Below are 9055 nucleotides of genomic sequence, written 5' to 3'. Positions count from 1 at the left end.
CCATCAATATAATGGTGGTTTGACGCCGAATGAATCAGAAAGATTGTTCTGGAAAAACTCTAAAACCGTGGCTAGTTTTTGTTGACCACTACAAAGTAACTCTGTCATTACCTTCTCCACGCACAGCCCATTCTCCATTATGCGGTACTACATGTTGGTTCTTTCCCATCATTGCTATCCTTACAAAAAGCACACATCATATGGTGTGCATTTATAACAATAACAACTATATGTTGCGTTTCGTTTGCTCACGATCACACATTCCTTATTCACGTGTGTAGATCGTAAATAGCCAATGCTCTCATGGTGGCAAGTACCAACTTACTGTACAAATAACCAGTACAATGTGATACACTTTAAGTTGTTAAGCCTTTATAAATCCATATACTACAAAAAGTAAACAGGGGGTTTCACATGAGACTAACGGGAAATATCGACAAGATAGGGCTATATATTCTATCCCTTTCCTTACTGTTTATATTCATAATAATTTTAAGTGCTAATGTACCTTACTGCTTTGGTAATAGCTGTAAGTTCATAGGACTTACGAAACTGTTATCAACAAACTTAGTACCTGTAGTATGTATATTCTTTATTTTTATTGGTTGGGTTTTCTACAAACGATTCAGAAACATCACTTCATATAACGGATTAGAATCCGTAAAAATAACACACTGTGAAAGTGAAAGTTATGAAAACCTTACTTTCCTAGCAACCTATATTGTTCCGTTTATGGGCTTTAGTTTTGATGATATGCAGAAAAACCTAGCATATCTTTTACTAATAGTTGTTATTGGGATCATATTTGTGAAAACAAACAAATATTATGCCAATCCTACCCTAGCATTATTTGGCTACAAATTATATAAGGTAAATATATTTCATCCGGGAAGTGGCGAAACTAAAAATGTCATTGCAATAACCACTGATAACCTAAGAGTTGGTGATAATGTCTTTTATAGCTTTCTTGACGACTACGTATTCATAGCAAGGAAAAAATATGACAGTTGATATTTTTAAAGGAAAAATAGCTGAAGTAATTGAAAATTTATCAGGTGTGAAATTGGTATTTTTTGTTAGAGATGGTGAGGAAACGAAAATTGAAGTTTCTAAAATTGAACCAGAGGCCTTAACAAAAATAGGTGCTAACTTTGCATCAAGGTTACGAGATGATATTGTAACTAATGAAGACTTAACATTGCCTCTTCTTACAAATATTGATGACCGAAAGAACGCTTTATATCTATTTGACTATGATCAAAAGCCTTACGAATTTGAAATACTAAAACAGGCTCTAGAATTACCTCCTAATTATAATAACTATTATTCACCTGATAACGATTTTAGTGATGTAAAGTCTTTGGCTGTTATATTGAGTAGCGATACTAATTCAATCGCCCTTTATAAAAACAAGACAAATCTAACTGTTTTAAAAAGCAATTCCAATATGCTTAACTTTCTTCTCAATAAGGATGGCGTGCTAGAAGAAATAACAAGCGATATATTTAAAATTGATTTCGGATATGATCTAATTCTTCTAGATAACAGCTACTATATTAAAAATACAAAAACACTAGAAATTGCGATGAAGTTTCATGAAGTAATTACTGCACAAGCTAGCATAGCCATAGAGTCTTTGACTCAGTCAGAAATGATTGAGGATATGTCTCATTTAAATAAAAGTTCAAAAGATCTCCCATTTGCTCGGAAGCTTGCTAAAATAGCTAAACACTCTCCAGTATTAGGTAAGATAGATGCCCCAACTGTTATTGAGTTTGTAAGTAAACACAAATATCTGTCCACCATTATTTCAATTAATGACACTGGTGATAAATTTATAGTCAAAACGAAAAGCTCACAGAAACACTTCATTAAACTACTAAGTGATGACTATTTGGAGTCGGAGTTAACGAAAATATTGTATGACAGTCTAGCAAAAGATATGTTGCAATAAAAAAATTGTATCTAATGCCCGATGTTTTTGAAAATTTCGGGCATCTACTTTGTCAGCACAACAGATCCTGACAGTTTACAAATTAGAAATAATTCAGTACTAACACTACCTCCCCCAGAATATCAAAGCCGGATAGAGATTTCTCTGTAACTACTATTTCAGTATATCTTTCATTATCACTATTCAAGCTATACCCATCAGAAACTATCTGCACTCTCTTGTACAAATAACTGCTGCCCTTACGCATCACGAACACTTTACTTTCTTTAAGATGCTTTTGGCTTTGATCTATGACTAACACGCTACCAACCGTAAAAGTAGGTTCCATTACGTCAGTATCGACACGGAGTGCAGTTAGGTACTCAGTTTTAGTCAGGGAGAACGAGAAAACCTCAGCATCTATAAAAAGGAACTCATTGTTTTCATAAAAAGGAATTTTGCATACTCTTTCGTTGTAACTTTCATGTGCTGCTTTAATAGTTACATCCCGAAATTCCTTACCCGTAGCCAGCCATTCTACTGATACGTTCCCAGCTTTAGCAAGAAGCACAAGATTTTCCAGGGTTGGACTTGAAACAGCTTGGAGGTAGTTATGTACAGTACTGTACCCAATCCCAGCTCTCTTCGCGAACTCCCGTCCAGAACCAGAGGGAACAATCGATTTCAGTCTTTCACTGAACTGTACAATGCTCTCTTTCTTGTCAGCCATTTACACCCTGCTATCCGTTCAATTAAAGGAAAGAATGTTCCTTATTATGATTTGACTTATACCTTATAACGATCAATCATGTTCTCAATGTAAGTAACGAGTGGTCATTATGAGTATTCATAAACAATCAGGATGTCAGAAAAAGGTGCAAAATGCCAGTACTGAGAACTGGCATAGGGCCGATATACTTGCTGCTATCAAGAAAAAAGGAGGCACGCTTGCACAACTCTCAAGAGAAAATGGGTTACATGAGAGAACATTGTATAACGCTCTCGAAAGACATTGGCCTAAAGGAGAGCAAATTATTGCCGCTTATATAGATGTGGCAGTACATGTTATCTGGCCTGAACGTTATTAAATTTTGACGATAAAAGAGGATATATAGTGGCGAACTATTTTACGATTACATGCCCACATTGCGGCAGTACTACAACCGTTCAGACCGGAGTATCTAAAAATGGTACTGGTGTTGGTCAATGCCGGAACTGTTCAAAGAACATAAAAGTAACCGTTGACGGTAAAGGTAACGTGATAAAAGTTAGTTGATGAATATTCAATTACGTTTATTCATTCAGAAATGATATGACTTAAAAGGGATCAAAATGATTGGTTTAGTTGTCATTGTTATCTGTATTTTTATTTCAGTACTTTTCTATAAGAAGATTGCGAATAGTTGCCGTAACAAAGGTCGAGGTGATGTTAGGACTTTTTTGACTGCATTGATATCAAGTAGTTTGCTATTCATGCTCACAATGAGCATCGGCGTAGCCAGCTTTTTTCCTTCTAGTGAAGGGGGCAAAATTTCCGAGAACACTGTTCAGGTAAAAAACACTACCCATAACCGTTCTAACGAAAAAAATAAGAACGTTTATATCTGCAATAAATTTGATGCCATTACCCAAACTCGCCAAGGTACAAAGCATAATTCTGGTTTCTATTCTGATGCTGCCACTCGCATCACATATACTATCACCGATAGCGTACTGAAAACTAAACTATCCTCTCGTGAAATTGAGAGTAGTACTGAAACAGCTACATTCAATAACATCGCAGATGATGGTTCAAGAAAATATGGGAATTCATCAAGTAATTTCTTTGTATATGTATTGAATGACAATACTATAAAAGTAATTACGATCGATTTTAATGCCAATATGACACTGACACAAACATGCTCAAAATAAAAAAGATCGCACGAAATGAAAAAATATTATTGCTCACTTTATTATTCAGTACTACAACTTTCGCCGCGTATAAGACATATGATGCACAAAAAGATAGCAAGTACTTAGATAAAGCAATTTCTGGAGTTTGTAAACCGGAACAACAGAGATATGATGATCTTAATTTTGATTTGAAATCAGATATCAGTAGCATGAGTAAATCTGATACTGATAAAGTTGTTGCTACCCATAAGGAGGCTGAGCGTAAACGCTGGTCATGTATAGAAAAAGAATTGAATAAAAAGAATATCACACTGAATTTAAATGAATTATATAAAGAAAATAATCTATAAAAATCCATCAGAAACCAGTCGGTACTTTTAGTATTTCATATAGATATCGAAAGGATATATGGACGGCTATTTGCCATATGTCCTTTTTTTACCCCCTGCTACTATATCTGTTTGTTATTAAATAGATATTTCCAGAAATATTCAGTTATTACAGTGCTGTAATTGCCATTTTCTTCGATACTTTCGCAACAGTAGCCCTTGAGCAGCCGATTAAATCTTGTACTTTATTCCAACTTTTACCATCGGACAAAAGTTCAGCAATTCTACGATGGAGTTCCTGATCTATCGGACGCCCCTTGTACCTATTTTCACTCCTTGCCTTTTGTATACCCTGCTTTTGCCGCCTACGCCGATCTTCATAGTCCTTTCGGCTGATAGCTGCCAGCATATCAAGCATCATAGAATTCATTGCTTCAAACATACGAGCGGTGAATTCATCCTGGACGTTCAAAAGCTGGTGACTCGTTGGTAAATCCAATGACACGACCCTGATCCCCTTTGATTCAATGATTGCCCTTAGAGTTTTCCAGTCCTCACCAGTAAGCCTACTGATCCGGTCGATTTGTTCACAAAGGAGGATATCGCCACGTTCAGCGATTTCCAGAAGTAAGAACAATTGAGGTCGCTGTAGGCTTGCACCTGATTCATTCTCTTTGAAGTACTTTGATACTTTAAGATCATGTGAGTGAGCGAATGCCTCTAACTCGTTTAATGCTCTGTCAGCATCCTGCTGTTTCGTTGATGCTCGAAGATATGCCCATACCCGCATGATATTCACCACTGGTCTGTTTTAAGTAGTTCATTATACATAGTCCGTTTTAAGTTGTAAAATCTACTTAATGAACCAACTTAGTGATGATCTGTGCTGGTATGCTTGAGGTATACTTAAAATTTCCCCCCTCGCAGAAATGGGGATGTCACTTACAACAACCAATCTTACAACATGAAAGTAACAAAAAGCTGTTCCAATAAATTATGAACACTAGCTAAACTAATATGTTTCGCACAAGTACCCTTCATATTTTCCTGTAACCAGCCATCTTTATTTTTCTCCCAAAAATCAAGAAAATAAAGTTTAAATTCATTATTTGTAAATTGTATGCAAAAAATACAATCACTAACTATAGCTTTTTCACCTTTGAAAACTTCATATTTTCCAATAACTCTGGAACCTACCCTAGCAATTAATACATCACCATTCCTTGCTACAAAATTCCCATCGGGAATAACATCTCTTGATTTATATGTTATAGAATTAAAACTATTTGTGTGAAAATAAGAATATCCAGAGGCTTTGCATTCCTTACCGGATAACCGTCCTCTAAAAATAGAGTAGTCTGAATTATTTAAATTACTAACTCTTTTTCTTTCTACACGAGAAGGATTTAAACAAATATTTCCCTTATGAAAAGCAATGCCATCACCATATTTAAAAAAAGAAATCTCCCCCTGCTGCTCACTACTTTTTATAATATGAAAGACATGAGTTTTAGCTTCAGTTTTAAGAAATGAACGATGTTCACATTCTATAATATTTTTTATTGTGAATTTTTTTGTGAGTAGAGTTCTAAGCCAAATATAATAATCAGATGAGTAAAACAGATCTGGCAATACTATAATTAACTCACCGCCATCCTTTAGATACAAAAGATTAATAGCCATGAATACAACTTCGGCTCTTATTCTTTTTGATTTGATGGTCTGTCCAAATACCTCTTCAAGTATTAACTGAAATTGAGGGTTATTATCAATGAAATGAAACGGAGGATTGCATAATGCAATATCGAATGTATCCTCTTTTAGGATACCAGCAAGATCCTGACTAGTAGAGTCAATACAATATATATTTGCACTTGGGTATTTTGAAGACAAAAAGTCAGCATTTTTTGGATCAATATCAAATGCAGTAATATTAAGATGCGGGAATTTAACTAAAGCAGAATCAAGTAATGCACCTTCTCCAGCACTAAGCTCAAGGCAACTTACTGGATAATCATGTTCAAGGAGAGAAATCAAAAGCTGACTTACTTCCTGCTGCGTGTAAAATTGTTTAAATTCAACCACTTAATTTCTTCATAAACTTGGAATGGATTATTGTTGTATGATATGCTATCAGACAGGAAAAATCAAAGGGTACTCATGATGGTTCAACAAATAGATCTTGATTTACTTGATAGTTTTGAGTTCGAAGAAAGGGCTGATTACATTCCAGATGATTTATTGATTAGTTGGTCGCCTCAAAATAAACATTTTGAATCAATCCAAAAAAAACTTACTCAAGTTGGTGCTAAGCTTTTAATAGGCCCAAGGGGGGCAGGAAAAACACATTACATGCGTCATGCCTTTGTGACATGTAAAAAAAATGATTCTTTGCCTCTTCCTTTTTATGTGTCATTTAATCATTATCTCAGATTAGAAACATACTTACATGAAGCATCAAACGCGATTGATATATTTCACACTTGGGTTTTAGCAAAAATAGTACTATCATGTTACATTGATTACAATATCACTATCGAGCAAGAGTGTTTGCAGCGTACGTCTATCGAAAAATTTGTCACTGACATAGAAAAACAACAATATAGCGACGAACACAACCCCATAATATTAAATTTAAGCATTGAAACAACTCAAAAAATAATAGAAGATTGCATTGCTAAAAATAATAGAAAAAGAGCCGTTTTATTCATGGATGATGCGGCTCTTACTTTAACAAAAGAATATATGGTCGAGTTCTTCGATGTTTTTAGAAGTATAAAAACGTCTCGAATTTCACCAAAAGCATCAGTTTATCCTGGAACGACTCAGTATGGGCCCAGATTCCATTTGGGGCAAGATGCTGAACCAGTATTTATTTGGCAAGATGTTGAGCAGCCTGAATATACTGAATTTATGAATAGTTTATTGCAGGAAAGATTCTCTCAGAACATTGATATTGATCCAGATGTTAACAGCCTCCTTATTTTCGCATCTTTTGGTATACCTAGAGCATATATTAACCTAATACGTGCATATCAGGATAACAAAGGAAAAAGCAAACAGAGTAAATTTAACTCTGTTATTGAAGATCGTTGCAAATACCTTAATGATGAATATCGCTCAATCATTGATAAACTTCCGCAATATGAAAACTATATTGAAACCGGTTGGCTACTGTTCACAAAAATAGTGCAGGAATTAAAATTATTAAACCATTCTAGCCTAAGAAAAGACGGTGAACAATATAAAAAGACTGTTACAATAGGGATTGATGATCTCACAACAGATAAAATGGAAAGAGTCATTAGTTTTTTAATTGAAGCAGGATTACTTTATGAAACAACAAGTATATCTCACGGACCGGATCGTAAGCTCCGTCGATTCATTCCACATTATGCTTATCTTTTTAATAATAAAGTATTCACATTAAGTAAAGGTTTCAATGCTGCACAGCTTTCATCTGTGATTCGATCAGCGTCTGAAAAACATCCATTAAGAAAAAAAATATCAAGCTTACTAACGACCGATGTAATTGACTCTGTCGCTCTGAAGCTACCTAACTGTTCAAATTGTGGCACTCGTAGATTATCTGATACTCAAAAATTTTGTCATGAATGTGGTAGTCAACTTATTGATGAATCATCATTTCGAATTTGCATGCGAAAAAAACTACTAGAATTGCCCCTAAGCCAATTTCAAAAGCAAGTTATTAGTGAAACACCATTTGTCACAGTTGAAGATGTGCTTTCATCAAAGAATACTGCAGCTGAGTTCATGAAAGTCAAACGAGTAGCCCAAAAACGAGCTGGTTTGATTAATTCAAAAATACAAGCATGGGTCAATGAATTTTTAGTGTAAGGGATAACATGGCTGCCCCAAAGAAAATAAGCATTAATATTTCTGGACAACGGGTTTCAACTAATATTAATACTATTGGTTTTTTTGATAGTGCTTATCAGGAACCTACTTGCTCTGCTATCGATATTTTTAATGAGCAGAAACTTACTCATATAAAATTATTAGGTGTTCCTCAACCTACAAAAGAATGGGCACTATTAGCTAATCTAGTTATGTTAGGGTTTGTTTCATCTGTAGAAAGCTATTGTCGAAGAATTATACGTAAGATATTGACAATTGACGATATCTCAAAGTCTAAAAGCTATAAATGTACAGTAAGCTATGCAGCCGCTTTACATCACGAAAAAAATATATTGCCTGAGGCTTTACTTGAAGGAGCGTCATTTATTTCCGTAAGCAATATTGTGGATTCCATTAAGAAATTTACGGGTCTTGTTTTAGATGTTCAGCAACCTCAAACGCTAGGATCTGCGTTAAAAAAATATGAGCAAATTTGCCAATTACGTCATTGCATTGTACATCGATCAGGTTTTTTTGGTGTAAACAATGCAATTGAATTAGGTTTTCATGAGCACCAGAGTTTTTTAGAAAAACCGATCCTGATTGGTTATGATGCTATTCAAGCTATTGCCTCGGCTTGTGATAATGTTGTTAAAGAACTTAATGACATACTATATTCAACCCTGCTTCACCGAAGCATAGGAAAAATATCTTGGACTGGTGACTTTCGAACTGATAAAAAAGCATTCTCAAACATATTTGATATTTTCTACTGTTCTCAGCACAATGAGAATAAAAATGCAGAAAGATTAAAATGTTATCGAGCGTTCTGTCAGCACTACGCTTTGAAATAATACATTATAATACTTGGCAAAAGTATAAATTAATGGTGGGGATAAAAGGGCATCTTAAAAAAGATTCAGATGAATAAGATGCCCAGATTAGAGACTGTAATTTAAATTGTGTAATTGCCTGTTTTTGATATGTTCTTCCTGACAATGGAGACAGGCAAATTATGGACGAAAAGAAACTTAAAGCA

Annotated in this window: 11 protein-coding genes; 7 read left to right on the top strand and 4 right to left on the bottom strand. The window is 34.8% G+C overall.

Annotation, left to right across the window (positions count from 1 at the left end; all coding sequences use genetic code 11):
* Positions 1-88: 88 nt before the first annotated feature.
* Positions 89-169: a DUF2188 domain-containing protein gene (locus ACQKDS_RS19910; RefSeq protein WP_399673976.1), complete on the bottom strand. Its 81-nt coding sequence runs from the start codon at positions 167-169 to the stop codon at positions 89-91.
* 245 nt (positions 170-414) lie between these two features.
* On the opposite strand from ACQKDS_RS19910, the gene kwaA reads away from it, so the two are divergent.
* Positions 415-1011, top strand: a complete 597-nt coding sequence (gene kwaA, locus ACQKDS_RS19905; RefSeq protein WP_399673974.1) for an anti-phage protein KwaA — start codon at positions 415-417, stop codon at positions 1009-1011.
* Positions 1001-1954 carry an anti-phage protein KwaB gene (gene kwaB / locus ACQKDS_RS19900; RefSeq protein WP_399673972.1) on the top strand — a complete coding sequence of 318 codons (954 nt, stop codon included), beginning with the start codon at positions 1001-1003 and terminating at the stop codon, positions 1952-1954. Before kwaA ends, kwaB begins: the two co-directional genes overlap by 11 nt.
* A gap of 82 nt (positions 1955-2036) precedes the next feature.
* Here kwaB and ACQKDS_RS19895 read toward each other — a convergent pair whose 3' ends face one another.
* Positions 2037-2663 carry an XRE family transcriptional regulator gene (locus tag ACQKDS_RS19895; protein WP_399673970.1) on the bottom strand — a complete coding sequence of 209 codons (627 nt, stop codon included), beginning with the start codon at positions 2661-2663 and terminating at the stop codon, positions 2037-2039.
* Between the two features lie 109 nt (positions 2664-2772).
* On the opposite strand from ACQKDS_RS19895, the gene ACQKDS_RS19890 reads away from it, so the two are divergent.
* The 3 genes from ACQKDS_RS19890 (at position 2773) to ACQKDS_RS19880 (ending at position 4179) form a co-directional block, all read left to right on the top strand.
* Positions 2773-3021, top strand: a complete 249-nt coding sequence (locus ACQKDS_RS19890; protein ID WP_181483576.1) for a helix-turn-helix domain-containing protein — start codon at positions 2773-2775, stop codon at positions 3019-3021.
* Positions 3022-3265: 244 nt separating this feature from the next.
* Complete coding sequence (locus ACQKDS_RS19885; protein WP_399673968.1) at positions 3266-3847, top strand: hypothetical protein; 582 nt, start codon at positions 3266-3268, stop codon at positions 3845-3847.
* Positions 3835-4179, top strand: a complete 345-nt coding sequence (locus ACQKDS_RS19880; protein ID WP_399673966.1) for a hypothetical protein — start codon at positions 3835-3837, stop codon at positions 4177-4179. The genes ACQKDS_RS19885 and ACQKDS_RS19880 overlap by 13 nt, the downstream gene beginning before the upstream one ends.
* Before the next feature lie 148 nt (positions 4180-4327).
* Here ACQKDS_RS19880 and ACQKDS_RS19875 read toward each other — a convergent pair whose 3' ends face one another.
* Entirely contained in the window at positions 4328-4948 is a 621-nt protein-coding gene (locus tag ACQKDS_RS19875; RefSeq protein WP_399673964.1) for a recombinase family protein, read from the bottom strand.
* A 167-nt stretch (positions 4949-5115) separates the two neighbouring features.
* Positions 5116-6243 carry an N-6 DNA methylase gene (locus tag ACQKDS_RS19870; protein WP_399673962.1) on the bottom strand — a complete coding sequence of 376 codons (1128 nt, stop codon included), beginning with the start codon at positions 6241-6243 and terminating at the stop codon, positions 5116-5118.
* A gap of 75 nt (positions 6244-6318) precedes the next feature.
* Here ACQKDS_RS19870 and ACQKDS_RS19865 point away from each other — a divergent pair, with 75 nt between their 5' ends.
* Positions 6319-8016 carry a zinc ribbon domain-containing protein gene (locus ACQKDS_RS19865; protein WP_399673960.1) on the top strand — a complete coding sequence of 566 codons (1698 nt, stop codon included), beginning with the start codon at positions 6319-6321 and terminating at the stop codon, positions 8014-8016.
* Positions 8017-8024: 8 nt separating this feature from the next.
* Positions 8025-8870, top strand: coding sequence for a hypothetical protein (locus ACQKDS_RS19860; RefSeq protein WP_399673958.1), 846 nt, complete (start codon positions 8025-8027; stop codon positions 8868-8870).
* Positions 8871-9055: the final 185 nt, after the last annotated feature.

The organism is Serratia sp. NPDC078593, from assembly GCF_050268245.1.
Classification (GTDB): Bacteria; Pseudomonadota; Gammaproteobacteria; order Enterobacterales; family Enterobacteriaceae; genus JBNNGK01.
Note: the sequence above shows the minus strand (reverse complement) of the source record. Positions and strands in the feature narration are given on the sequence as shown.

Coding starts and splice junctions, on each gene's coding strand:
- ACQKDS_RS19910 (WP_399673976.1), bottom strand. CDS start 169: ATGGGAAAGAACCAACATGTAGTACCGCATAATGGAGAATGGGCTGTG.
- kwaA (WP_399673974.1), top strand. CDS start 415: ATGAGACTAACGGGAAATATCGACAAGATAGGGCTATATATTCTATCC.
- kwaB (WP_399673972.1), top strand. CDS start 1,001: ATGACAGTTGATATTTTTAAAGGAAAAATAGCTGAAGTAATTGAAAAT.
- ACQKDS_RS19895 (WP_399673970.1), bottom strand. CDS start 2,663: ATGGCTGACAAGAAAGAGAGCATTGTACAGTTCAGTGAAAGACTGAAA.
- ACQKDS_RS19890 (WP_181483576.1), top strand. CDS start 2,773: ATGAGTATTCATAAACAATCAGGATGTCAGAAAAAGGTGCAAAATGCC.
- ACQKDS_RS19885 (WP_399673968.1), top strand. CDS start 3,266: ATGATTGGTTTAGTTGTCATTGTTATCTGTATTTTTATTTCAGTACTT.
- ACQKDS_RS19880 (WP_399673966.1), top strand. CDS start 3,835: ATGCTCAAAATAAAAAAGATCGCACGAAATGAAAAAATATTATTGCTC.
- ACQKDS_RS19875 (WP_399673964.1), bottom strand. CDS start 4,948: ATGCGGGTATGGGCATATCTTCGAGCATCAACGAAACAGCAGGATGCT.
- ACQKDS_RS19865 (WP_399673960.1), top strand. CDS start 6,319: ATGATGGTTCAACAAATAGATCTTGATTTACTTGATAGTTTTGAGTTC.
- ACQKDS_RS19860 (WP_399673958.1), top strand. CDS start 8,025: ATGGCTGCCCCAAAGAAAATAAGCATTAATATTTCTGGACAACGGGTT.